At 55.4% G+C, this 22,752-nt stretch carries 23 protein-coding genes and 1 pseudogene; 12 read left to right on the top strand and 12 right to left on the bottom strand.

What is annotated here, in order from left to right:
• Positions 1-19: 19 nt before the first annotated feature.
• From ACI9KD_RS09585 to ACI9KD_RS09565, 5 genes are read right to left on the bottom strand one after another with little or no spacing between them, the layout of a single operon-like run.
• Positions 20-655 carry a membrane integrity-associated transporter subunit PqiC gene (locus ACI9KD_RS09585; protein WP_414980944.1) on the bottom strand — a complete coding sequence of 212 codons (636 nt, stop codon included), beginning with the start codon at positions 653-655 and terminating at the stop codon, positions 20-22.
• Positions 652-1,620, bottom strand: a complete 969-nt coding sequence (locus ACI9KD_RS09580) for an MlaD family protein (RefSeq protein ID WP_414980943.1) — start codon at positions 1,618-1,620, stop codon at positions 652-654. The genes ACI9KD_RS09585 and ACI9KD_RS09580 overlap by 4 nt, the downstream gene beginning before the upstream one ends.
• Positions 1,620-2,390 (bottom strand): ABC transporter ATP-binding protein, encoded by a 771-nt coding sequence (locus ACI9KD_RS09575; protein WP_414980942.1) that lies wholly within the window; start codon positions 2,388-2,390, stop codon positions 1,620-1,622. The genes ACI9KD_RS09580 and ACI9KD_RS09575 overlap by 1 nt, the downstream gene beginning before the upstream one ends.
• Positions 2,391-2,393: 3 nt before the next feature.
• A complete protein-coding gene (locus tag ACI9KD_RS09570; protein WP_414980941.1) occupies positions 2,394-3,506 on the bottom strand; it encodes an ABC transporter permease in 1,113 nt (370 codons plus the stop codon).
• Between the two features lie 47 nt (positions 3,507-3,553).
• Positions 3,554-4,036 (bottom strand): DUF3806 domain-containing protein, encoded by a 483-nt coding sequence (locus ACI9KD_RS09565; protein WP_414980940.1) that lies wholly within the window; start codon positions 4,034-4,036, stop codon positions 3,554-3,556.
• Between the two features lie 212 nt (positions 4,037-4,248).
• On the opposite strand from ACI9KD_RS09565, the gene dapA reads away from it, so the two are divergent.
• From dapA to ACI9KD_RS09535, 6 genes are all read left to right on the top strand, one after another.
• Positions 4,249-5,121, top strand: a complete 873-nt coding sequence (dapA, locus tag ACI9KD_RS09560) for a 4-hydroxy-tetrahydrodipicolinate synthase (RefSeq protein WP_414980939.1) — start codon at positions 4,249-4,251, stop codon at positions 5,119-5,121.
• On the top strand, positions 5,118-6,155 hold the full coding sequence (gene bamC, locus ACI9KD_RS09555) for an outer membrane protein assembly factor BamC (RefSeq protein WP_414980938.1): 1,038 nt from the start codon (positions 5,118-5,120) through the stop codon (positions 6,153-6,155). Before dapA ends, bamC begins: the two co-directional genes overlap by 4 nt.
• A 5-nt stretch (positions 6,156-6,160) precedes the next feature.
• On the top strand, positions 6,161-6,952 hold the full coding sequence (locus tag ACI9KD_RS09550) for an MBL fold metallo-hydrolase (protein WP_414980955.1): 792 nt from the start codon (positions 6,161-6,163) through the stop codon (positions 6,950-6,952).
• A gap of 68 nt (positions 6,953-7,020) precedes the next feature.
• Complete coding sequence (locus tag ACI9KD_RS09545; RefSeq protein WP_414980937.1) at positions 7,021-8,190, top strand: hypothetical protein; 1,170 nt, start codon at positions 7,021-7,023, stop codon at positions 8,188-8,190.
• Positions 8,181-9,011 carry a class I SAM-dependent methyltransferase gene (locus ACI9KD_RS09540; protein WP_414980936.1) on the top strand — a complete coding sequence of 277 codons (831 nt, stop codon included), beginning with the start codon at positions 8,181-8,183 and terminating at the stop codon, positions 9,009-9,011. Before ACI9KD_RS09545 ends, ACI9KD_RS09540 begins: the two co-directional genes overlap by 10 nt.
• Positions 9,012-9,053: 42 nt before the next feature.
• Positions 9,054-9,821, top strand: a complete 768-nt coding sequence (locus ACI9KD_RS09535) for an SDR family NAD(P)-dependent oxidoreductase (RefSeq protein ID WP_414980935.1) — start codon at positions 9,054-9,056, stop codon at positions 9,819-9,821.
• Here ACI9KD_RS09535 and dapE read toward each other — a convergent pair.
• The 7 genes from dapE to map are packed head-to-tail and all read right to left on the bottom strand — an operon-like array spanning position 9,818 to position 17,736.
• Complete coding sequence (gene dapE / locus ACI9KD_RS09530) at positions 9,818-10,960, bottom strand: succinyl-diaminopimelate desuccinylase (protein WP_414980934.1); 1,143 nt, start codon at positions 10,958-10,960, stop codon at positions 9,818-9,820. The two genes, ACI9KD_RS09535 and dapE, sit on opposite strands and share 4 nt — an antisense overlap.
• 1 nt (position 10,961) lies before the next feature.
• Complete coding sequence (gene dapD, locus ACI9KD_RS09525) at positions 10,962-11,975, bottom strand: 2,3,4,5-tetrahydropyridine-2,6-dicarboxylate N-succinyltransferase (protein WP_414980933.1); 1,014 nt, start codon at positions 11,973-11,975, stop codon at positions 10,962-10,964.
• A 33-nt stretch (positions 11,976-12,008) separates the two neighbouring features.
• Positions 12,009-12,356, bottom strand: coding sequence for a Spx/MgsR family RNA polymerase-binding regulatory protein (locus ACI9KD_RS09520; protein ID WP_414980932.1), 348 nt, complete (start codon positions 12,354-12,356; stop codon positions 12,009-12,011).
• A gap of 43 nt (positions 12,357-12,399) precedes the next feature.
• Positions 12,400-13,053, bottom strand: a complete 654-nt coding sequence (nth, locus tag ACI9KD_RS09515; protein WP_414980931.1) for an endonuclease III — start codon at positions 13,051-13,053, stop codon at positions 12,400-12,402.
• 41 nt (positions 13,054-13,094) lie between these two features.
• Positions 13,095-14,285 carry a succinyldiaminopimelate transaminase gene (gene dapC, locus ACI9KD_RS09510; RefSeq protein ID WP_414980930.1) on the bottom strand — a complete coding sequence of 397 codons (1,191 nt, stop codon included), beginning with the start codon at positions 14,283-14,285 and terminating at the stop codon, positions 13,095-13,097.
• A 1-nt stretch (position 14,286) separates the two neighbouring features.
• Positions 14,287-16,941 (bottom strand): [protein-PII] uridylyltransferase, encoded by a 2,655-nt coding sequence (glnD, locus tag ACI9KD_RS09505; protein WP_414980929.1) that lies wholly within the window; start codon positions 16,939-16,941, stop codon positions 14,287-14,289.
• A gap of 21 nt (positions 16,942-16,962) precedes the next feature.
• Positions 16,963-17,736: a type I methionyl aminopeptidase gene (gene map, locus ACI9KD_RS09500; RefSeq protein ID WP_414980928.1), complete on the bottom strand. Its 774-nt coding sequence runs from the start codon at positions 17,734-17,736 to the stop codon at positions 16,963-16,965.
• A 293-nt stretch (positions 17,737-18,029) separates the two neighbouring features.
• On the opposite strand from map, the pseudogene rpsB reads away from it, so the two are divergent.
• From rpsB to ACI9KD_RS09470, 6 genes and pseudogenes are all read left to right on the top strand, one after another.
• A pseudogene (rpsB, locus tag ACI9KD_RS09495) lies at positions 18,030-18,752 on the top strand (30S ribosomal protein S2); the annotation flags it as partial.
• Positions 18,753-18,971: 219 nt separating this feature from the next.
• Positions 18,972-19,829 carry a translation elongation factor Ts gene (gene tsf / locus ACI9KD_RS09490; protein ID WP_414980927.1) on the top strand — a complete coding sequence of 286 codons (858 nt, stop codon included), beginning with the start codon at positions 18,972-18,974 and terminating at the stop codon, positions 19,827-19,829.
• A gap of 115 nt (positions 19,830-19,944) precedes the next feature.
• Positions 19,945-20,670, top strand: coding sequence for a UMP kinase (pyrH, locus tag ACI9KD_RS09485; RefSeq protein WP_414980926.1), 726 nt, complete (start codon positions 19,945-19,947; stop codon positions 20,668-20,670).
• Between the two features lie 25 nt (positions 20,671-20,695).
• Positions 20,696-21,253, top strand: coding sequence for a ribosome recycling factor (gene frr, locus ACI9KD_RS09480; RefSeq protein WP_414980925.1), 558 nt, complete (start codon positions 20,696-20,698; stop codon positions 21,251-21,253).
• A gap of 6 nt (positions 21,254-21,259) precedes the next feature.
• Entirely contained in the window at positions 21,260-22,051 is a 792-nt protein-coding gene (gene uppS / locus ACI9KD_RS09475) for a polyprenyl diphosphate synthase (RefSeq protein WP_414980924.1), read from the top strand.
• Positions 22,044-22,752 (top strand): phosphatidate cytidylyltransferase (locus ACI9KD_RS09470; RefSeq protein ID WP_414980923.1); only part of this gene is annotated, 709 nt, incomplete at its 3' end. The genes uppS and ACI9KD_RS09470, both read left to right, overlap by 8 nt.

The raw sequence follows: 22,752 nt of genomic DNA, 5'->3' as shown, positions 1-22,752 counted from the left end.
TCAGGTCCTTAAGGGGGGGTTATGGGTGTGTGGTTTCGATTTCGATGCTTTGCTCATCCGAGCGGTGGCTGTCGGATAATGCAGGTCGTTTAGGGATTGCGGCGGCGAGTTCGTCAGCGAATTTCCACAGCAACTGGCTCATGGTTTTTGCGATGTCTTCGCCACTGTCACTGTTTAGTGTCTGAGAGTCCTCAAAGACTACAGACTCCACGACTAATGTCACCTGATTTTTTTGCTCCCAACGACCTTGGCCTGCGATTTTCACCTTGGAACCGGTTGCCTCAAAGTGGGTGATGGTTACACGGAGTTGCCAGTCTGCCGGTGTTGAACTGGCATCAGGGAAAAGTATGACGCGCTGGGTGTCCAGTGACGACTGTAGTCTGCGACCAATAACGCGTTGAATGCCGAGATCTAGTGGTTCCGCCCAGCGCCGCGCAGAGTCATAGTGCAAAGCGAAATCGCTCTCCCGGTGGAGTAGTTCGTCACGTAAGAGATAGTCCGGGAGGTCGATGTGATCAAGCACAATAACGGGATTGTCCCCCTGGGGCGCTGGCGCAGCTCCGGCAGACAGCTGTAGGTGCTGGATTTGCGGCGATGTAGCTGCGCAGCCGAGCAGACAAAGTGCGGCGCCGACGACCAGGGCCAGGCGGATCATGAGCTATCTCCTTGGCGGCCGCGAAGGAGTGATTCGGGGTGCTCTTCGAGACTGCGGGCCAGTGAGCGCAAAGCGCGGGCGGCCAGCGTGACTTCCTTCATGGCCTCGCTTAGCTGTCGACGAGGTGGGGAGTTGGGTGCGACGACTTGTTCAAGGCCTGTGAAGCTTTGATTGGCTGAGACAAGGGCTTCGTCAAGGCGTGCCAGGGAGCTTTCGATGGAGTCCGTGATAGCAGGCAATTGATCGTTGAGCGTCGCAATGGTGCTCGTGCCTTCTTCAAGAAATGCAGTTAATGCTGGAGAATTGTCCTCCAGTGTCGTTGTCAGACTGTTGCTAGCGGTCTCCAGCGCTGCGAGGCTGCTGCGCATTGATCCTGGGAGCGCTTGCATATCAGTGCTGTTAAGCAACGTGTCCAACCCCGTGGCGATGCGGTCAACATTCTCTGCAATCGCAGCATAGTCGATAGACTCCAAAGAGCGGCGTAGCTGTTCTAACTCAGTGGGGATCGTCGGTATCTGTGGGTGAGACGAGTTTATGCTGCTCAGAGTGGATTTCTGATCGGGCTGAAAATCCAGCTGAATGTACAGAAGACCAGTGAGTAAGCTTTGGGTATTCAACTGCGCAGCCAAGCCACGAGCTACCAGTTCATCGAGAATCGATTCAGTAACGCTGCCTACTAACTGCATGGAGGCTGGGTCAATTTCCGCCTCAACAATCATTGTCACGCTGCCTTGGTCCGCGTCGAGGATCAAATCGATATCGGTAACTTGCCCGATAGTCACACCGCGCAATGCCACCGGGGCCCCAATAGTGAGTCCTCGCAGTGAACCGTCAAACACCATCACAACTTTGCTGCGCTCAGACCCTAAACCACCACCTGCAAAAAACAGTGCTCCGGCCGCCGCGATAATTAACGCCCCAACGACAAAGGCACCGACGAGGATGCTGCTCTTGCGTTCACTCATTAGGCTCCATCTCCTACTATTTGCTTCGCAGCCCGATTGAGGAACTGTCGCACCACAGCGTGTTCGCTGTGCTCGCGCATCCAGGATGGATTGCCGGATTCAATCATTCGTTTGCTGTCCGCATCGAGGTAAATCGCATTGTTGGCGATGGCAAATATACTAGGGAGCTCGTGGGTCACCATCACAACGGAGGCGCCGGTAGACTCCTTGAGCTGCAGAATCAGATCGTCGAGTCTGCGTGAGCTTATGGGGTCGAGGCCCGCGGACGGTTCGTCAAAGAAGAGAATATCAGGGTCCAGCGCAATTGCACGCGCCAGGGCGGCTCGCTTGCGCATGCCTCCCGAGATTTCCGCCGGCAAAAAGTCTTGATAACCGTCAAGGCCGACAAGCGCTAGCTTGAGAGCCACGATTTCTTGAATTTCACTGCGGCCGTAGTCGCTGTACTGCTCCAGCGGAAGGGCGACGTTATCGGCTAAGGACATGGCACTGATAAGGCCACCTGACTGATAGGTGATTCCCCAGTTTTGCCGCAACTTCTGCCGCTCACCCGGTCCTGAGTGAGTGAAGTTTTGCTCACCGTAGAGTATGTCGCCTTTAGCGGGCTCTAGCAGGCCAAGAAGATGCTTCAACAATGTGCTTTTGCCGCATCCAGAGCCCCCCATGATCACAAATATGTCGCCGCGCATGACATCGAAGCTGACATCCTGCTGAATGAGCCGGCTTCCATAGGCCATGGTGAGGCCGCGGACGCTGATGACGGCGTCAGTCATGATTTAAATACCCAGCAATTGACAAAGAATGTTGATGGCAGCGTCTGCGACGATAAGGTAGACCACAGCAGTTACTACAGCTTCGGTGGTTGCGCGACCCACTGCCTCGGAGTTGCGACCTGCGTTCATTCCAGCTCGGCAGCCTGCTGTAGCGATAAGCGCTGCAAATATAAGCCCTTTAACGATGCCCACCAGAAAATGTGTCATGGTGATGGCGGTGCCCAGCTGGCTAGCGTATTGCAGCGGCGTAACGCCCATGCTCCCGGCGACTACAGCACCTCCAACGATCCCCAAGGCATCGGCATAAATAACCAGTAGCGGCATCATTAAAATGAGGGCGAGCACTCGTGGAACCACGAGGAAATCCAGTGGGTTAATGCCCAGCGTACTGATGGCATCGATTTCTTCATTGCTCTGCATCGTGCTGAGCTGGGCTGCATAGGCCGCGCCGGTGCGTCCAGCCATGACTATGGCGGTCATCAAAGCACCCATTTCCCGGAGCATGCCGATAGCCACAAGATCGGCGACAAATACGGCGGCACCGAATTGCTGAAGCTGCGCTGCCCCAAGATAAGCCAAGATCATGCCCACTAATACGCTGGTTAAGGTGATGATGCCGATCGCCTGTGGCCCGGCCTGCGCGAGGCTCTCGATGAACTCCCGGCGGCGCATACCTGAGCGGCCGAGCAGCGTGCGAAAAACCGCGTTGACTGTCGCACCCAAAAATTCCAGGGACTCCAGCAGGTCATCACCGATCTCGGCCAGGGTGGTACGCAGGTTCTTGAGCGAAAAAATACCGCTGCTCGTCGTCGCAGTGCCGGCGTAGGGGGCCACGGCAGTCGCTAACTTCATCAACTGGGTTTGCGTGTCCGGCGCGCCGAGGTATTCGATGTCACGCTGCTCAGCGAAAGCTCGTCGCTGTAGGTGCAGGAGCTTTGCTTCCAGCCGCGGATCCCACTGTTTCACAGCCCCGACGTCGATATTAAGGGGGCCTTGGGTCTCAAGGAGCGTTTCGAAGAGCGGATCCAGGGTCGGCAGCGGGCTCACGCTCCAATCGCCACCGATGAGCAGCTGATCACCGTTAGTACTCAGCGATGCCTGGGCAGTTTCACTCATGAACTGCTGCGCCGGAGTTGCAAATTCTGCACATTCAACATCTTTATCTATTGGAATGGTAAGGGTGGACGTACGGTCTCGATAGCTTCATAAGCCAGGCGGTAGATCTCTTGTACCGGCGTTTTGTCACCACCTTCATGTCGCCGGGCAATCATTGTTACGGGGAAGAGGTAGTTTTCGGTCTCCCCTAAACGAAGTGCTCGGCTGCGGCCCCGTATATCTTCATACACGACCCAATGCATATCGAGCTCTGTGGCGAGAAGGTCGCCCAGAGCGACCCCCATAGCCTGAAGTTCTCGAGTCTGATCCGGACGTACATGGGCGTCATCGAGCAAACGCTGCAGGTAGTCGAGCTCCGTTTGACTCCGGCAGCAGCGGCTACCGTAGTAGCGTAGCGTCATATCATTGAGCGATTGGCGCTGCAGGTCCATATACTGCCGGTCCAACGGATTCAACGCTGTCACCCGGTTTTCAACCAGCTGCGCGGTGGCTCCCTGGGCCAGGAGTAGGGCACAAAGTAGCCCAGCCACGGCATGGGCTCGCGAGCCCGTTATTCGCCTGGGGGTCGATGCGGGTCCTTTCAATATGGATAAAAGTAGCGTTTGTGCCACTCCAAAGTGCCTATGAAACGAAATCAAGTCGCCTATTCCCCTTAGCTTTGCTTGTGTTCGGCATATTGTCATGGATAATTGCGGGCCTTCAATGGCATTAGCCACTTAACCGCAGCGGTAATCTTAAGACTATGATCACAGGCAGCATCGTCGCCCTCGTTACACCCATGTATTCGGATGGTCAGATCGACTATTCGGCGCTTGATGGTTTGCTGGATTGGCATGTTGCCGCGGGCACCTCAGCTATTGTCGCGGTGGGAACAACCGGTGAAAGCGCCACACTCGACGTCCATGAACATCTGGATCTTATCAGGCATTGCGTCAAATACCTTGCTGGACGAGTACCCGTGATTGCAGGGACTGGGGCCAATTCCACCCGGGAGGCCATCGAGCTGACGCGCGGCGCTGCGTCTGTGGGTGTTGATGCCTGCCTACTCGTGACGCCTTACTACAATCGCCCCTCTCAGCGCGGGCTATACGAACACTTTCGTGCGGTGGCTGAGGCGGTGAACGTGCCGCAAATTCTTTATAACGTACCGTCGCGGACCGCCGTTGATATGAGTAATGAGACAACGCGTCGGCTCAGCTCGGTGCACAACATCGTGGGTATTAAGGATGCGACCGGGGACGTGACCCGGGGCAAAGAGCTTTTGAGCATGGTTCCGGACACTTTTGCCGTCTATTCTGGTGACGATGCGACTGCGGCTGATCTTATGCTGGCCGGGGCAGCGGGTAATATTTCTGTGACTGCCAATGTGGTTCCTGAGCGCGTGGCTGCTCTTTGTGCGGCAGCGCTGGCAGGTGATGAGGCTACAGTCAGAAAAATTGACGCAAGTCTTAAAGATCTCAACGCCGCGCTGTTTGTCGAAGCCAACCCTATGCCCGTGAAATACGCCCTTGCGCGACTTGGTCGAATACAGGACGGCATTCGACTACCCCTGACGCCGCCCGAAGCGGATTCAGCGGCCATTATCGATGCCGCTTTAGAGAGCGTGGGCATATGAAATTCCTGAAGCTTTGCGGTCTGCTACTTGTGCTGGCGCCGGTGACGGCTTGTGGCTACTTGTTTGGCGACAACGGGGCGTTCCGCGACTCTGCTGGCGATTATCGCGAAGCGCGAGAAATGCCACTGATGAGCCTGCCCGAGGGTACAGCGTCCGACGAACTGGTAGATATTTATCCGATTCCAGAGATTGACAGTGAACCGCAGTTTGGCGATGCAAGTAAGGTTCCGCGACCAGCGCCTTTAGTGTCTGCCAGTGCCGACCAATTGGTGCGTATACAAAAGCTGGGAGACGATACCTGGGCATTGGTTGCCATTGCACCGGGGCAGTTGTGGCCGCAGTTGCGCAGCTTTTTGTCCGCGGCAAACATTGATGTAGCGCGCATGGACGCTCGTGCCGGAATTATTGAGTCCACTTATATAGTGCTTGAAGATGATCCTCGGCCGACGCGGTTTCGTTTTCGTGTGGAGCGAGGAGTACAGCGTGGCAACAGCGAACTGCACGTCCTGCAGATGTTTCAGACCAGCGATGGTGATGCCTGGCCTGCACAATCAGATGACATTTCCCTCGAATCAGAGTTGTTACGTGGGGTAGCCCAGTTCGTAGCCAACAGTGCGGATACAGCGCCAGTTTCTATGATGGCCGAGCAGTCCATCAGTGCCGGTGGCAAAGTTTCACTGGGCGATGATGACAAGGGGGCATTTATTCTTTTGGAGCTGCCCTTTGATCGTGCCTGGGCTTCCATAGCGCGCTCCCTGGACCTTTCGGGGTTCGATATCACGGACCGTAATCGCAGTGAAGGCCGTTACTATCTTCGCTATGTCGGTGACGAAGACGAGGACGGCTCCGGCTGGTTTGCCTGGCTGGGGGATGACGATGAACACCCTGCTGATGGCGTGCCGTTGATTGTTGATGTCGAAACTCAGGCTCCGGAGCGCATGATCATTCGTATGTCCTACGAAGAGGGCGGCGGCTCGCTGTCCCGAGAGCAAATTGAAGCTTTGCTGGTGTTAATCAAGGGCAACATCAACTAGTGAGAATGGCTTCTTTGGGTAGCGGCAGCCGAGGCAACGCGACCCTGATCCAAGCGGAGCAAAGCTGCGTGCTGGTCGATTGTGGATTTACCCTTCGGGAAATCCAGCGACGAGCCGCAGAGCGTCATGTGGACCTCGCCCGCTTGGATGCCATCCTGGTGACGCATGAACATAGCGATCACTGTAGCGGTGTTGCGGGCCTCGCGAGGCACTACGACATCCCGGTGTACCTTACTCATGGCACACTCGCTAGTGGTCGCATCAACAACTGCCCTCAAATACGGTTGTTCAACGGCGATACTCAGTTGCATATTGCGGCATTTAAGGTCCAGGCAGTCACGGTGCCTCACGATGCCCGGGAGCCCGTGCAGTATTGTTTTGAGCATGCTGAGCATCGCGTCGGGGTGCTGACTGACTTAGGCTCGGTGACCGCGCACGTTCGAGACGCCTTCGATCATTGCGATCTCCTGTTATTGGAATTCAATCACGACCGTCAACTGTTGGCTGAAGGCCCTTATCCGATGTCACTGAAACGTCGCGTCGGTGGTGACTGGGGGCACTTGTCTAACGTCCAGGCTGCAGAGCTACTGGGCCAGCTTAATTTGCAGCGTCTGGAGCATCTCGTGGTCGCTCATATCAGCGAGAAGAACAACAGTCGAGACGCCGTCGAAACCCAATTGCGCCAAACCCACCCGAATTTGCTGGCAAAGACGATATGGGCATCTCAGGCCAGTGGCTTCGATTGGATTGAGGCTTCTCAAAAGACGGTGATGGATACTTCTTATGAGCCGGTCTAAATTCACCCACTGGCACCCTACGCCGGCAAAAGTGCATACTGTTGCCGCTCACTTTTTACGAGGCGCCCGTGTCTAAAGATCCCATCAGTATCGTGCAGCGAGGGAACCTGCAGAGTCTTGAGAAGACCCTGCGCAAGCAGTGGCGTCTTGGGCAGAGTATTGTGCTTTGCTGGTGCGGCGACGAGCGCGGCTTGTTGGTCATTTTTGTTCCGCATTACTTCTTGGGTAACTACTGCGCTCATCGCGACGATCCTGAGGCCGCTAACGAAAACGAAAACTACATACGTGTATTGATCTCCGGACGGCGTCGCAAGAGCCGTGACGAGCTGTTTGCGGTAGCCGTTCGACTGGGTGTATCGCCAACTTTTATCAAGTTGGAAAATCCGCTTGATGAGTCAATTTCGGTGATGAGCGGCGTCGAAGAGATCATACGGCGTTATGGTCTGAGTTTTGTTGAGCGTAGAGGGGTTCTGCTTTTTGATATCGCCGATTTCTCCCTGTTCAGCTCCTTTGAGCAGGCGAGCCAGTTAAACAGCCTGTCGTATTCAATGAATTCCGTATACAACAAGCTGGCGGCGCGGGGCATGGAAATCAACTTTGCGCGCACTACTACCGGTGACGGTTATTACGTCTGGAACCGCGATAATCATCCCCAATCGGATCAAGAGTTGTTTCTTTTCCTGCAGCTTGTACTGGCGGATAACAGCTTGGCTCGTGCTGCTTCTCGCGGGAATACGGTGCCTGTCGTGCGCGCGGCATTTCACATTGGAAGCCACTACGAGCTCTATCAGGCAGAAGGTGTGAACCCGACGGTGCTTAGCTACATCGTGGGCGATGTAACGATTGAGCTGGCTCGAATTCTCGAAAAGACCCTGCCCGGGCAGGTGATGCTGGGTGATTTTGGAGCTTGCGCGGGACAGGAGCACGGTAGTGCGGAATTTGTTCAGGCCTGCGAAGAAGCCGCGAAGGCACTCGAAGGCCTTACGCTTATGGGTAAGCCTCTGCGCGCGCTGCGTAGCTGGTTGTCGCGAGACGCCTCCGGGGACGACACCGGGCAGCCCTTGGATGTGACCATTACAGACAAGCACGGCATCAAGCATCACGCTTTTAATTGGCAGGGCGAGCTGGAGTTCGAAGATACCAGTATCACCTTGGGGATGACGCCTGAAGAATGCAGTGATGCACGCGACAAGTATCAACCGAGAGGGAATGGCAAATCCGATTCCTGGTGGGTGTAGTAGCGGCGTCTTTGGAAGACAGGCATCGCGCAAAAGAGATTGCCGAGCAGTTTGATATTCCATTGTTGGACCAGGCGACCCGATCCCGGGATCTGGAAGGGGGTCGCGGAATCTTGCACTTGGTAGATGGTGTTCCCTCTCTTCAGATGACAGGTCGTAATGTTCCCGGCGCTGTGACCATCGACTTTGCAGATAAATCCATGGCTAACCGGCGTCGTGCGGGACACAACGAGTTGTTGGGCAAGGCGGTGGGCTGGAAGCAGGCACATGCCCCCGGGATTCTTGATGCCACGGGTGGCTATGGTCGTGACGCGTTTCTCCTCGCGGATCTTGGCTGCCAAGTAACGGTCTGCGAGCGAGACCCCATTATGGCTCTGTTGTTTCAGGAGGCGTTGGTACGAGCAGCGGCCTCTGAAGATGAGTGGCTCGCTTTGGTGGTAGCGAAAATGGCGCTGCTCAGTGGTGACGCAAAAGACTTGGATGTGTCTGCCCTGCGCGATGTGGAAGTGATTTATCTCGATCCCATGTTTCCCCTTGATCGTCGCGCCGCGCCTGGCAAAGAAATGCAGATCCTGCACCAGCTTCTGGCATTTGACGATACGGATACTGATTTAGACGCGCGATCACAGAGCGCGCAGGCATTATTGGAAAGCGGGACTGGGGATGATCAGGACGCAGCTCTTTTGGCTTGGGCTAGAGCCCAGAAGATTCGCCGAGTGGTGGTCAAGCGCCCTCGGCGTGCGCCTGTGATCCCTGGGCCAGCACCGGGACACTGCCTGACTGGAAAATCGGTGCGCTTTGATGTCTATCCCGTCTCTTAGGAGCGCGGACTTTTTGAATGTTAACGATAAGGAAGAGTGATAGTGAGTAAAAGTTTTCGCGCGTTGATTACCGGTGCATCGGCCGGTCTGGGAGATTCCTATGTTAAGCAGCTGGCGGAACGCTGTGACAGCATGCTGGTAGTTGCCCGGCGGGGCGACAGGCTTCGCGAGCTTGCGGAAAGCCTGGCGGGACAATGCACCGTCGAAACAGTTGAGGCTGATCTGGCCACGGTTGAGGGTCAGGCTCGGGTCGTGGAGGCTATTCGACAGGGCCCCGCGTTAGATTTATTGATTAACAATGCGGGTTATTCGACCATTGGGCCCTATGCAAGCAGTGATCTGGATGATGAGCTTGGCATGCTGCGCCTGCATAGCGAGGCGACCATGGTGCTTACCCGCGCAGCGCTACCTGCGATGATTGAACAAGGTAGTGGCGCCGTGATTAACGTTGCGTCGGTAGCAGGATTGGTCAGCACTCCGAATGTCGCCGTCTACGGGGCTACGAAAGCCTTTCTGGTGAGTTTTACGCGAGCTCTGCGTCAAGAGCTCAAGGGCAATGGCATTCGAATGCAGTGCCTTTGTCCAGGCTATACGCGTTCAGAGATTCATAGTCGCGACACGATGAAGGACTTTGACGTAAATATCGTGCCAGAGAAGCTCTGGATGGATGCGGATACCGTCGTCGCGGAAAGCCTCGCGGCAATCACTGACGACGCGGATCAGTGGCTGCTAGTCTCGGGAGAGCACAATCGCAAGGTCGTGGCCCGAGAGATGGATGCGCTTCGCGCTGACTTGCACTACCCGAGCTAACTCTTGGGTAGCAAGCGCCTGAGAATACCCTCATACATTGCCGCAAGCCTTGGCAGGTCATCCACACGCACATGTTCGTTGACGCGGTGGATGCTGGCGTTGATGGGACCGAGCTCCACCAGTTGAACACCGTAGGGTGCGATAAAACGGCCATCAGAAGTGCCGCCGCTGGTGGAGAGCTCGGTTTGCACGCCATCAACGTCCAGAACGGCAGCGCGGCAGGCGTCAGTGAGCGCGCCTTCACCCGTGATAAACGGCTCCCCACTTAAGGTCCAATGGGTATCAGCCTTCACAGAGTGAGCAGCCAGCGTCTGCTCGACGGCCTCTCGCAAGCTCTCTGAGGTCTGTTCCGTAGAGAAGCGAAAGTTAAGCCATAGATCGACATGTCCGGGAATGACATTCGTGGCACCGGTTCCGGCATGCATATTGGTGATCTGGAAACTGGTGGCCGGAAAGTACTCATTCCCTTCATCCCACTGGCGAGTGACAAGCTCCCCAAGTGCCGGAAGTGCTCGGTGCAGGGGATTATCGGCATGCTGAGGGTATGCGACATGACCCTGACGTCCGTGAATCTTGAGAATGCCGTTTAAGGATCCCCGCCGGCCGTTTTTGATGGTATCGCCCAGAACCTTACTGCTAGAGGGCTCACCCACTATGCAATAGTCGATGTTGATACCGCGTTCTGCCAACCATTCCATGACACGCACGGTACCGTTCGTTGCGGGGCCTTCTTCATCCGACGTGATAAGAAAGCCAATACGTCCCTCCCTAGGCTTATGGTTTGTGAGAAAGTCCTCACAGGCGGTAACCATTGCCGCCAGACTGCCCTTCATATCCGCAGCGCCACGTCCATACAGCAGGCCGTCGCGAATAGTGGGGACAAAGGGATCGCTCTCCCATTCACTCTCAGGTCCCGGGGGAACTACATCGGTATGCCCGGCAAAAACCAGCAGCGGCCCGATGTTTCCCCACTCGGCCCAAAAATTTTGGGTGTCATCAAAGGGCAGAGGCGTGCAGCGAAAGCCCAGAGCCTCAAGTCGCTGCATTATTAGCGTTTGGCAGCCGGCATCTTCCGGTGTGACAGAAGCCCGGGCGATGAGCTCGCAGGCAAGTTTGAGAGTGCGCTCAGTGTCAGTCATATCAGTCGTTGGCATGCAGTTCGGCGTTGAGCTGAACCGAGGTCTTGTTGGTGAGGCACTCGACAGCGCCATTGAGACTGTTACGACGGAAAAGCAGGTCGGACAGGCCTTGCAGCTGCCGTGCGGCGAGAGTTTCCGTGACGGTGCCGCTAGCGTCGAGCATGGTTACCTTCGTGCCGGAGGTCACGTACAAACCGGATTCGACGATACAGCGGTCACCCAAGGGGATGCCAATACCGGCATTGGCGCCGATGAGGCACTGCTTGCCCACAGAAATAATGATGTTGCCGCCCCCGGAAAGGGTGCCCATGGTGGAACTGCCGCCACCCAAATCTGAATCAGCACCCACGAGCACGCCTGCGGAAACCCGGCCTTCGATCATGCCGGGTCCGATGGTTCCCGCATTGAAGTTGATGAAGCCTTCATGCATCACCGTGGTACCTTCGCCTACATAAGCGCCCAGACGCACTCGCGCTGTGTGCGCAATGCGTACGCCGCTTGGTACGACGTAGTTGGTCATCTTGGGGAACTTGTCGATGCAGCTCACTTCCAGAACTTCGCCACGTAGGCGAGCATTCAGTTGCTGTTCTGCCAATTCACTTAAGGCGATGGCGCCTCGGTCGGTCCAGGCAACATTGGGCAGTACGCCAAACACACCCTGAAGCACGGTCTGCTGAGGAAGCACCAGTCTGTGTGACAGTAGATGCAGTTTCAGGTACGCCGCGGGAACCGTCTCAGGCGCGGAATCGGTTTTTAAACACACCGCGACGGCGGGTTGATCGCTGCCTGCTAGTTGGCGCGCCAGTGCGGCAATGTCGGCATGGCCAGAGGCATCGCACTCGCTTGCTATCGCTAAAAGGTCGTCAGCGGTCAGAATTAAATCTGATGCATGCTGGCCGAAACAGGCGATGAGCGAAGAGTCAGGATTGAGGATCGGCTTAGGAAAAAACACGTCCAGCCAATTGCCTTCCCGATCCCGGGTTCCCAGCCCCAATCCCAGTGCGTATGCATCCATATTTAATTCTCCTCTAAGTATTGGCAGCCAGCGTCAGCTCAGCAGCGTTGCGTAGCGCGATTCACTAAATCCAAACTCCAGCAGACCATCATCTTCCAGGACAGGTCGCTTGATGAGTGTCGGCGCAGCAACAGCCGCCGCTACTGCATGCCCAGCGTTCATACTCGCCCTATCGTGCGCAGACAGCGCTTTCCAGCTCGTGCTACGCCGATTGATGACGCCGTCCCACTCCCGAGAACTGAGCCAGCGCTCAACCGTCGCACTGTCCAGACCGTCCTGGCGAAAGTCGTGAAAGCGATACTCGACTTCGGCTGTGTCCAGCCAGTGCCGAGCTTTACGAACCGTGTCGCAGTTACTGATGCCGTAGAGCGTGAGAGCCATAATGATCACCCCTGCAAAAGGGCGGGGAATATAGCAAATATCCTCAGGCTTTGTGGGTACGCTTGGGACTCTTTCGATCGGGATAGCAGTACTTACAGATTTCGCAGACGCGCCCATCGCAGCCTCGAGCGCTGCAGAACTCTCGGCCGTAGAAAATGATTTGTAGGTGGAGGCGGTTCCAATGTTCTCGGGGGAACAGTTTTTTGAGGTCGCGCTCTGTTTGAACGACGTTTTTTCCGGAACTTAGACCCCAGCGCTGGGCCAATCGGTGGATGTGGGTATCTACGGGAAATGCCGGCACACCAAAGGCCTGAGACATCACGACACTGGCCGTTTTGTGGCCCACACCCGGCAAGCGCTCCAGAGCCTCCATGTCTTGCGGGACTAGGGAATCGTGTTCTTCAATCAAGATTCTAGAAAGTCCAGCAATGGCTTTGGCTTTTTGAGGCGACAGTCCGCAGGGTCGAATGTATCCCCGGATTTCCTCTACTGACAGCCCAAGCATGACCTGGGGTGTTGCAGCACGAGCAAACAATGCCGGCGTTACCTGATTGACGCGTTCGTCGGTGCACTGCGCGCTGAGAAGGACAGCAACGAGCAGAGTAAAAGGGTCGCTGTGATCGAGAGGGACTGGTGTTTCGGGGTACAGCTCCTGCAGCCTTTGCAGAATGTAGCGGGCACGTTCGGCTTTTAACATGAGCTGACTGGATTCACGGGATTGGAACTAGAAGCTTAGCATCAGAGTGTGCGCACGAACTCTGCGATGCGCTGCGCGGCTTCCACGCAGTCTGCCAGTTCAGCGACGAGAGCCATACGGACACGCCCGCTACCGGGGTTTGCAGCATTGACATCACGCCCAAGATAACTGCCTGGCAGTACCAACACGCCGGCCTCGGCATACAGACGCCGGGTAAAGCTTGCGTCATCTATGGGTACTTTCGGCCAGAGATAGAAGGCGCCACCAGGCTTGTTAAGCGCTAATACCGGCTCGAGAATATCGCGCACGGCAGTAAATTTCTCCCGGTAACGATCACGATTGATCAGGACATGCTGCTCGTCTCCCCAGGCAATGGTGCTTGCTAGCTGATGGTGAGGTGGCATCGCGGAGCCGTGGTAGCCGCGATAGCGCAAGAACTCAGCCATGATGCGTGCGTCTCCAGCGGCAAAGCCCGAGCGCATACCGGGGAGATTGGAGCGTTTTGACAAGGAGTGCATGCTGATGCAATTGCGATAGTCGTCCAGCCCCATGTCTGTGCAGGCAGCCAGCAGCCCCGTCGGTGGTGCGGACTCGTCGGGATAAATCTCCGAGTAACATTCGTCAGAGACAAGCACGACGTTATGGCGCTGTGCCTTCTCGATGAAGCGCTGCAAAAGCGCTTTATCCATTACCGCGCCAGCGGGGTTTCCCGGGGAGCAGAGGTACAGCAGTTGCATCGCATCCCAATCCTTGTCGCCTACAGCGTCGGGATCAGGAAGAAATCCTGCGTCTTCTTCGGTGTTCAGTAATAAGGTTTGGGCACCGGCCAGAAGTGCAGCGCCCTCGTAGATTTGATAGAAAGGATTTGGGCAGCCCACCAAAGCGCCTTGCTGACGCCCAACACAGGTTTGGGCAATGGCAAATAGCGCTTCTCGCGTGCCGTTAACGGGTAGCACCTGTCTATTCGGATCCAATAGTGGCAAGCCATGACGTTTACTCAGCCACAGGGCCTGCGCCTCCCGCAGGGCAATGTCCCCGCGAGTCACGGGGTACTTCGCCAAAAGGTCGAGGTTTTCGGCGATCGCAGTCATAACGATTGCAGGAGGGGCGTGCTGGGGTTCGCCAACAGACAGTTTCAGTAAGTCCTTGTCTTTGGGTGGCGAGACACCGTCTAGCAGTGTTGCAAGACGTTCAAATGGATAGGGGTTTAGTAGGGCAATATCCGGATTCACTTTAAGCGGCCTCTTGGGCATCGAGCTTGTTTCGAATAGAGAGCTGAATCCGCTCTGCGAGTGCCGCATCGAGAATGGGTTGGCGCTGCAGGTCCGTGACAAAGAATACGTCTTCCACGCGTTCTCCAAGCGTCTGAATTTTGGCCGCTTCACAAATCACGCCAAACTCGACGAAAACCTCACCAATCCGCGCCAGTAAACCGGGGCGATCCAGAGAGATGACTTCTAAAACCGACACTTCACGTGCAGGATCGACACGCATAGTGGTTTCCGTGTCGAGCTGGAATGAGCGGACTCGTCGCGGAGTAAGTCGAGATGGAATGCTATTGGTATTTGTTTCCGGCGATAGCTTATCACTGAGATAACTGGTGATATGACGCAGGCGATCGACGTCATCTACAGACTCACCGCTGGAATCCAGTACGTAATAAGTGTCCAGGCTCATGCCGTCTCGGCCGTGGTAAATCCGTGCATCATGAATGCTCAGATTTAGCTGCTCGAGTCGTGAACAGCTGCGTGAAAACGCGCCAATATCAAATCTGGCGTAGATGAATATCTGAGTCGTATTCGCGACACTCGATTCCACACCGTTACGAACAAGAACGAGCGGATGGTTCCTGTCCTGGTGCCCCGCAATAGCTTCGGTATGCCAGGCGATATCCTCAGCTCTCTCTCGGAGAAAATAATCCTCACCACGCTCTTGCCAAAGGGTAGTGAGTTCGCCGTCCGTAAAGCCTCGATACTCGAGAAGTTTCGCCGCCGCCTCACGGGTTTCCTGAATCCATTCCTGCTTGTCCACAGGGTTTTCTAGTCCCCGGCGAAGCGCGCGTTTGCTTTCCGTATAGAGCTGACGCAGCAAACTGCCACGCCAAGCGTTCCAAAGTTTGGGGTTGGTGCCATTGATGTCGGCGACCGTTAATGCGAACAGATAATCAAGACGATGCTGGTCGCCAACGTGTTGCGCAAACTCCTGCACCACATCGGGGTCTGAGATGTCTTTGCGCTGAGAAACCGCTGACATAAACAGATGATTGCGCACCAACCACTCTACAAGGTTGGTGTCTCGACGGCCAAGGCCGTGCTCCTCGCAGAAATTTCTTGCGTCCACTGCGCCAAGTTCAGAGTGATCTCCGCCTCGCCCTTTGCCGATATCGTGAAACAAGCCCGCGATGTACAGCAGTTCTATCTTCGGCAGGCGGCGCGCAACCCGACTTGTGACAGGAAATCGCTCGTCGTTTTCTGGTTTCAGAAAACGGCGTATGTTTTCGATCACCTGGAGAGTGTGTGCGTCGACGGTGTAGCTATGGAACAGATCATGCTGCATTTGCCCCACGATTTTCCCATAGGCGGGTAGGTAGCGTCCCAGGATGCCGTAGCGTGACATTCGTCGAAGCTGTCGCGTGAGGCGATTGTTAGAGCGCAGTACTTCAATGAACATTTGCTTGTGCTGCGTGTTACGGCGGAATTCATCGTCAATACGATGTCGGTTCTCGCGAATAAGTCGAATAGTTTCTGCGGCAATTCCCAGTGCTTGTGGGTTGTTGCCCGCGTGCAGAAAAACCTCCAACAGCGCCCCGGGGAACTCTTCGAAAATGCTGTCACGTTTGGCGCTTATATAACCGTTCCTAAGCTCAAACCAGCTGTTGATATCTACAACTACATCGGGGGTTCCCGCCTGGAGTACCGCCTGATCAAAGCTGAGCATCAGAACTTCGTTTAACTGGGATAGTGCCAATGCCCACCGGTAGTAGAGCTGCATAAACTGCTCTACCGCTAGCTTGTCACCGTCTACAAAGCCCCATATTTTAGCTAATTCTCGTTGGTGGTCGAACAGCAGGCGGTCTTCTTCCCGGCGCGTGATCATGTGCAGGGCGTAGCGCACGCGCCAAAGAAATTCTTGACCGTGAATAATGGTGGTGGCTTCGGCCTCGGTTAGGAACTGGTTGTCGGTGAGTTCTGCAGCAGACCGCCAGCCAAAGTGTCTCTGGGCCAGCCAGCCGATCAATTGCAGATCTCGAAGCCCCCCCGGAGAGCCCTTTACATTGGGTTCGAGGCTGTACTCTGTGTCACCGAACTTCGCGTGACGAGCTTCCTGCTCTGTCAGTTTGGCGCGAAAGAATGTTTCCGGCGGCCACATCTGAGTGTCTTGTGTCCCCTGCGCTACGGCGTCGAGGAGTGCCTGCTGACCGAGTAATAGCCGAGCTTCAATGAGGTTTGTCAGCACGGTGATATCGTCCTGAGCCACAGTAATGCATTCGTCGACGCTGCGAACGCTGTGGCCTATCTGTAGCCCCAGATCCCACAGCAGCGTCAGAAAGTTCTCGAGGCGGCTGTTGTCCGCTTCGTTGTCGCCAGCGCGGAGTATCAGTAGGTCTATGTCCGAATGAGGATGTAGCTCCCCGCGACCATAGCCCCCTACCGCAATGAGTGCTATCTGGGTGCTTGGAAGCTTCATTTTTCCCCATGCATGGCGGAGCAAATCATCGATCAATGCGGCTCTGGCCCGGAGTAAGTCTCCGGCGCTTCGTCCCTCCCGAAAGTCTTTGTCAAGTTGCTGCGAAGCGCGCTGAAGAGCGTCACGCAGCGCTGGAATCAGTTCTTTTTCTTCCTGCTCGTCAAGAAGCTTAGAAAGGCTGATTACAGAGGGGGTCTCCACGACGACAGCGACCACGAGCGACTAAACTATCTCGTCACTGCGGCGAGTGAAAATCTCGCAACCGTCTTCGGTGACACCCAAGGAGTGCTCCCACTGTGCAGAGAGACGACCATCCTTGGTGGTTACCGTCCAACCATCCCTCGCGTTGAGTTTGGTGTGGCGTTTTCCGGCGTTAATCATGGGTTCGATGGTAAAGGTCATTCCCGGTTGCAAAATGAGCCCGGTGTTTGGGCGCCCGTAATGCAAAACCTGGGGGTCCTCATGAAAAACCCTACCAATACCGTGACCACAGTATTCCCGGACAACGGAATAGTAATTACTCTCGGCATACTGCTGAATGACGCTCCCGATATCACCCAGGCGCGCGCCCGGTCGCACTAGGGCTATCGCCTTATATAGACATTCTTGAGTGATCTGCATAAGTCGCTCGGCGTGTGCCGGCACGTCACCGACGCCCACCATAATGCTGGTATCGCCGTGATACCCATCTTTAATAACGGTGACGTCGATATTTATGATGTCACCGCTACGAAGCTTTTTGCCATCCGATGGGATACCGTGACACACAACTTCATTGACTGATGTGCAAATAGACTTTGGGAAGCCGTTGTAGTTAAGCGGCGCGGGTATCGCGTCCAGTTTACCGGTTATGTATTCGTGGCAGATCTGGTCCAACTCACCGGTGGTCACGCCGGGAACAGCGTGAGGGCGGATCATTTCCAGGACGTCGGCGGCCATAGCGCCGGCGACGCGCATTTTGGCGAACTCTTCTTCGCTTTTGATCGATACAGACATGGGTGACTCTTTAGCGTTGGAAGGCCGTGGACCGAATATGTGACCTAGGGCAAAAACCCGGCATTGTAGCCTAACTCGGGCTCTCGAGCACCCGGTCAACGGTTTTTCTGGAGTTGCGAGGCCGCTTATGCTATAAAGCGCGCCGCCGTATTTGGGGTGTATTCCAACCGGCTAATGACGCCCGCATGCCACAACCTTCTGCAGGGTGCCCTCAAGACGCGCGAAACAGAGCGTTTAAGGGGTTTGCAGCTGGGGTGTACGGAAGACTAACCCGTTAAAAAATTAGGTAATTTATGTCACAGGTAAGCATGCGCGACCTGCTCCAGGCAGGAGCACACTTTGGCCACCAGACCCGTTACTGGAATCCCAAGATGGGCCAGTATATTTTTGGCGACCGTAACAAAATCCACATTATCAACCTTGAGTACACTGTACCTGCGTTCAATGAAGCGCTGGTTATGGTTAAGCGCTTAACCGCTTCCAAAAACAAGATCATGTTTGTTGGCACCAAGCGTGCGGCAGGCAAGATTATGAAGGAGCAGGCGGAACGCGCCGGTATGCCCTACGTCAGCCACCGTTGGTTGGGCGGTATGCTCACCAACTACAAGACTATCCGCGCATCGATCAAACGCTTGCGTGAACTTGAAGCACAACAGTCTGATGGCACTTTTGCGGCGCTCACCAAGAAAGAAGCGCTGATGCGTGCTCGTCAGATGGAAAAGCTTGAGCGCAGCATTGGCGGCATCAAGGATATGGGCGGTCTTCCCGACGCGCTGTTTGTAATCGACGTTGACCACGAGCGTATTGCGATCACGGAGGCTAACAAGCTGGGCATCCCCGTTATCGGTGTTGTCGATACCAACAGTGACCCGGACGGCGTTGATTACGTAATTCCCGGTAACGACGACGCAATCCGCGCGATCAGGCTGTATGTGACAGCTGTTGCCGATGCTTGCATCGCTGGCAAGGTAGAAGCTGGCGGCCCTGTGCCGACAGCAACGGATGAGTTTGTAGAGGAAGCGGCAGCCGCCGAGCCCGCTACTGCTGAGCCTATTGCTGAACCTATTGCTGAACCCGTTGCTGCCGAGGCTGCTCCGGTTGAGCCGGTTGAGCCGGCTGCGGCGGAAGAAGTCAAAGCTACCGACGCCTGATCGCTGGCTTCGGTCAGATTATCCATCGTTAAATGAAGATCCAACCGGGCGCCGTGAGGCGGCGCCCCTACGGGAGAGTATTGCATGTCAGCTTCACAGGTTAAGGAACTCCGTGAGCGCACAGGTCTCGGTCTACTCGAGTGCAAAAGAGCACTGAGTGCGGCTAATGGTGATATTGATGCCGCCATCGAAGAGCTGCGTAAGTCCAGTGGTATGAAGGCGGCTAAAAAAGCCGGTCGTACCGCAGCGGACGGAGTCGTTGTTGCACGCGTTGCCGATGACGGCAGCTACGGTGTGCTGGTCGAAGTCAACAGCGAAACTGATTTTGCCGCCCGGGACGAAGGTTTTCTAGGTTTTGTCTCACAAGTCGTTGATCGTGCTTTTGAAACTCGAGAGACTGAGGTTGCCGCGCTCATGGCCGATGGTCTTGAGCAGGCTCGAGAAGCGCTGGTTCAAAAGATTGGTGAAAACATCAGCGTGAGGCGTGTCGCCTTGACGAGTGCTGAAGATGGCGTTGTGGGTGCCTATGTACACGGCAATAGTCGCATCGCCGTGCTGGTAGAGCTCCAGTCAGGTGATCAGGATTTGGCGCGAGACGTTGCGATGCATGTGGCTGCGATTAATCCGCAGGTTGTCCAGTCTTCCGATATGCCGGCAGAACTGGTCGAGAAAGAGAAAGAGATCTATACAGCGCAAGCTCTGGATTCTGGTAAGCCACCGGAAATCGTCGAAAAGATGATTGGCGGTCGAATCAAGAAGTTCCTCGCGGAAAACAGTTTGATTGATCAGGCGTTTGTAAAAGACCCTGATATGACCGTTGGCAAGCTCGTAAGCAGTGCTGGTGCCGCGGTAGTTTCTTTCTCGCGCTTTGAAGTGGGAGAGGGGATCGAGGTCGAAACTGTGGATTTTGCGGCTGAAGTCGCAGCTCAGTTGAAGGGCTGATTGGAATTCAGAACATTGAAACGGGGCTCAGGCCCCGTTTTTTGTATCTGCGAGGCGGATTCTGCACCGCGCGGGTCAGTATTTTTAGTAGACTTGCGCGTTGGGAGGGACTTTCATGAGTAAGACAAGCGTCGAGAAGAAGTACAAACGGATTTTGCTGAAGTTGAGCGGTGAGGCTCTGACAGGCAGTGAGCGCTTTGGCATAGACCCGAAAATACTCGATCAGATGGCTCTGGAGATTGGGCAACTGGTCGGTATCGGTGTGCAGATAGGGCTGGTTGTCGGTGGCGGAAACTTGTTTCGGGGTGCGGCTTTACAGGCAGCCGGTCTTGATCGCGTGACCGGGGACCATATGGGAATGCTGGCGACGGTAATGAACGCCCTTGCGCTGCGTGATGCATTGGAGCGCTCCAACATCGCTACGCAGGTTATGTCATCCATTCCCATGAGTGGCGTGGTTGATCACTACGACCGAAGAAAGGCGATCCGCGCGCTGTCGAACGGTGATGTTGTTATTTTCTGTGCCGGAACCGGTAATCCCATGTTCACCACCGATTCCGCGGCTTGTCTGCGAGGTATCGAGGTAGAGGCGGAGGTGGTGCTCAAAGCAACAAAAGTGGATGGCGTGTACTCCTCTGATCCGATGAAAGACCCGGACGCCGTCCGTTATGACCGTTTAACCTATGATGAGGTCCTCGACCTTAAACTTGAAGTGATGGACCTGACGGCTATTTGCCTGTGTCGTGATCACCGTATTCCTTTACGGGTTTTCAAGATGGATAAAGCCGGTGCTTTACTTAACATCGTCCGCGGGGGCGATGACGGAACGCTGATAGAATAAACCGTTATATTTTGGAGGAGCAGCAGTGCTCGAAGATATTCGTAAAGAAGCCGATTCCCGGATGAAGAACAGCCTGGAAGCACTCGGCACAAACTTTAACAAGATTCGTACCGGCCGGGCGCATCCGAGCTTGCTCGACGGCGTTAAGGTGTCCTATTACGGTTCCGATACACCGCTGAGTCAAGTCGCCAATGTCAATGTCGAAGACGCGCGAACCTTGTCTCTCACCGTCTGGGATCGTTCTATGATTCCGGATGTTGAGCGCGCCATCATGAAGTCCAACCTTGGCTTGAATCCGGCGACAGCAGGGGAGGTTATTCGTATTCCTATGCCGGCGCTGACTGAAGAGACGCGCAAGGGATATATTAAGCAGGCGCGCAGCGAAGCCGAGGCGGCACGAGTATCTGTGCGCAATGCCCGCAGGGATGCCATGGGCATGCTGAAAGAGCTTGTGAAAGACAAAGAGATAGGCGAAGACGATGAGCGCCGTGGTCAGGACCAGGTGCAAAAGCTCACGGATAGTTTTGTTGCCCGCGTTGATCAAATGCTGACGGCAAAAGAAGCGGATCTTCTCGAAATCTGAGCGCCCATGGTTTCTAATAATGGAACAGTAGCAGAGCCCAACTCGCGGCCGTCGAATGTTCAGACGCCGCGACACGTTGCTATCATTATGGATGGCAACAATCGCTGGGCGCGACAGCATTCGCTGTCCGGCGTAGCGGGACACCGTGCCGGCGTCGAAGCAGTCCGTGGGGTGATGAGAGCTTGTCGTGAGCATGGCGTCGAGGTTCTCACCTTGTTCGCCTTCAGTTCGGAGAACTGGACTCGACCACTCCCAGAGGTTAGAGCGTTATTGGCGCTCTTGTCCCGTTATCTGCGCACCGAAGCAAAGCAACTGCACCAGGATAACGTACGCTTACACTTCATTGGTCAACGCAGCCGCTTCAGTGCGGGTTTGCAACGGCTAATCGCCCATGCCGAGACCGTGACAGCAGGCAACACCGCGGCAACGGTCATTATTGCGGTAGATTACGGTGGTCAATGGGATATCACGAGAACCGCGCAGGTGTTGGCACAACGCTGTCAGAAGGGTGATTTAGCGCCCGAAGAAATCACCCCTGAACTGATACAAAGGACCTTGTCCCTGGGTGAGTTTCCGCGTCCGGATCTGTGCATCAGAACCGGAGGAGATGCGCGAATCAGCAACTTCCTGTTGTGGGACTTTGCGTATAGTGAGTTCTATTTTACGCCGGTACTTTGGCCCGATTTTGGTGAGCTGGAGTTTGCGCGCGCGCTGGCAGATTACGGCAAACGCGAACGACGATTTGGCGGCCGTGGCGAGCCCGAGGGCATTGTGTCCGGTGGGTCCTTGGATGCTTAAACAGCGAATTTTGACCGCCATACCTATGGCTACCTTATTTTTGGCGGGCGCCTATTGGCTCCCAAGCTGGGCACTGGCTGCAATCTTTGTTGTCATTATTGCTTTGGGTGCCTGGGAATGGACGTCGTTGGCGGGTCTCACCCATATTCGAACAAAAGTCCTTTACGTGATACTCGTTGTCGCCTGTGCCGGCGCGCTCTACCGCTATGCCGGCGATGGACGGAACTTGTCTCAAGAGCTGGTTCAGCCTGTAGTAGGGCTTGCTTGCCTGTGGTGGTGCTTTGCGCTTCTTTGGGTGAAATCCTATCCTGCCAGTGCGGGGCTTTGGAATAGCCGTCTGGGGCGGTCTGTGATGGGCGTGTTGATTTTGGTTCCAGCCTGGTTTGCGGCCCTGTACCTGTTAAATGCGGAAGCTCGAAGCGCCGTTATGGTGGTGCTGGTAATGATCGTCGCCGCCGCAGATATCGGAGCCTACTTTACTGGCAAGTCCTTTGGTCGACATGCATTGTCTCCGCAAGTGAGTCCGGGGAAAACCTGGGAAGGCTTCTGGGGAGGCGTGTTGGCGGTAGCGATCCTAAGCGTCGTGATTTGGAGTCTGCTTCCGGGGCGCTTTGACCACCTTAGCCTCGTAGCCATTTTAGTGGTGGCGTTGCTAACCGCATTCGCCTCCGTGCTGGGCGATTTGACCGTGAGCATGGTGA

Source organism: Congregibacter sp., assembly GCF_047617445.1.
Taxonomy (GTDB): Bacteria; Pseudomonadota; Gammaproteobacteria; order Pseudomonadales; family Halieaceae; genus Congregibacter.
The sequence above is the reverse complement of the archived record's forward strand: the minus strand, read 5'-3'. Positions and strand labels throughout refer to the sequence as shown.

Excerpts from the sequence above, each read along its gene's own strand:
- ACI9KD_RS09585 (WP_414980944.1), bottom strand. The coding sequence starts at position 655 with ATGATCCGCCTGGCCCTGGTCGTCGGCGCCGCACTTTGTCTGCTCGGC.
- dapA (WP_414980939.1), top strand. The coding sequence starts at position 4,249 with ATGATCACAGGCAGCATCGTCGCCCTCGTTACACCCATGTATTCGGAT.
- nth (WP_414980931.1), bottom strand. The coding sequence starts at position 13,053 with ATGTTAAAAGCCGAACGTGCCCGCTACATTCTGCAAAGGCTGCAGGAG.
- ACI9KD_RS09520 (WP_414980932.1), bottom strand. The coding sequence starts at position 12,356 with ATGGCTCTCACGCTCTACGGCATCAGTAACTGCGACACGGTTCGTAAA.
- dapD (WP_414980933.1), bottom strand. The coding sequence starts at position 11,975 with ATGGATGCATACGCACTGGGATTGGGGCTGGGAACCCGGGATCGGGAA.
- ACI9KD_RS09580 (WP_414980943.1), bottom strand. The coding sequence starts at position 1,620 with ATGAGTGAACGCAAGAGCAGCATCCTCGTCGGTGCCTTTGTCGTTGGG.
- dapE (WP_414980934.1), bottom strand. The coding sequence starts at position 10,960 with ATGACTGACACTGAGCGCACTCTCAAACTTGCCTGCGAGCTCATCGCC.
- ACI9KD_RS09570 (WP_414980941.1), bottom strand. The coding sequence starts at position 3,506 with ATGAGTGAAACTGCCCAGGCATCGCTGAGTACTAACGGTGATCAGCTG.
- tsf (WP_414980927.1), top strand. The coding sequence starts at position 18,972 with ATGTCAGCTTCACAGGTTAAGGAACTCCGTGAGCGCACAGGTCTCGGT.
- uppS (WP_414980924.1), top strand. The coding sequence starts at position 21,260 with ATGGTTTCTAATAATGGAACAGTAGCAGAGCCCAACTCGCGGCCGTCG.
- ACI9KD_RS09550 (WP_414980955.1), top strand. The coding sequence starts at position 6,161 with ATGGCTTCTTTGGGTAGCGGCAGCCGAGGCAACGCGACCCTGATCCAA.
- ACI9KD_RS09575 (WP_414980942.1), bottom strand. The coding sequence starts at position 2,390 with ATGACTGACGCCGTCATCAGCGTCCGCGGCCTCACCATGGCCTATGGA.
- map (WP_414980928.1), bottom strand. The coding sequence starts at position 17,736 with ATGTCTGTATCGATCAAAAGCGAAGAAGAGTTCGCCAAAATGCGCGTC.
- pyrH (WP_414980926.1), top strand. The coding sequence starts at position 19,945 with ATGAGTAAGACAAGCGTCGAGAAGAAGTACAAACGGATTTTGCTGAAG.
- bamC (WP_414980938.1), top strand. The coding sequence starts at position 5,118 with ATGAAATTCCTGAAGCTTTGCGGTCTGCTACTTGTGCTGGCGCCGGTG.